Annotated in this window: 1 protein-coding gene and 1 pseudogene; both read right to left on the bottom strand. The window is 66.5% G+C overall.

The annotated features are described in order from the left end of the window. Nucleotides 1–349, bottom strand: a 349-nt coding sequence (locus ACY45C_RS13990; protein WP_462188041.1) for a response regulator, incomplete at its 3' end; no start/stop codon positions are given. Nucleotides 350–445: 96 nt separating this feature from the next. Next, nucleotides 446–637: pseudogene (locus ACY45C_RS13985) on the bottom strand (DUF72 domain-containing protein); the annotation flags it as partial. Between the last annotated feature and the right edge of the window lie 41 nt (nt 638–678).

Genomic DNA, 678 nt, shown 5'->3' with positions numbered 1-678 from the left:
GGGTCACGGCCCGGATCCGGGCCAGCAGCTCGTCGATCGAGAACGGCTTCGTGACGTAGTCGTCGGCGCCGGCGTCGAGCGCGGCCACCTTGTCGTGACCCGAGGCGCGACCGGACAACACGATGATGGGAACCCCGGTCCAACCCCGTAGCCCCTGGATAACCTCAACGCCGTCCATGTCGGGCAAGCCAAGATCCAGAATGACCAGGTCGGGTGGGCACGACGCCGCCTCCGACAGCGCGTGCCGGCCGTCCACCGCTGTGCGTACCTCGAACCCCCGAGCGCGCAGGGTGATCCGCATGGTCCGCAGCAGCTGCGGTTCGTCCTCCACGAACAGAAGACGGGTCATATCCGCCCCGTCCCCTCCAGCCACCTCCGGACCGGCAGCGCCTCCTACCCTGGCATCATCCCTCATCCTCGCCCCCTGCGCCTTCGCCCCTCCGGATCAGAAGAGGGTCAGAGGCTCGGTCGGTATCGGCTGAGGCAGTGCAGCGAGTTCAAGCACACGTACCCGTACGTCATCGTGGAAGCAGCGGGCGAGTAGTAGCGCGTCGGCACTGTCCGGGGTGTGAATAAATACGGTGGGTGATCGGCCCTCGCGCAACCACTCGACGGCAGTGTCAATCCAACGCTGCCAGGAAGGCGCGCAACGCTTCGTCGACGCCCGTCAGGCGTAAA

Source organism: Frankia sp. CcWB2 (assembly GCF_977927585.1).
Note: the sequence above shows the minus strand (reverse complement) of the source record. Positions and strands in the feature narration are given on the sequence as shown.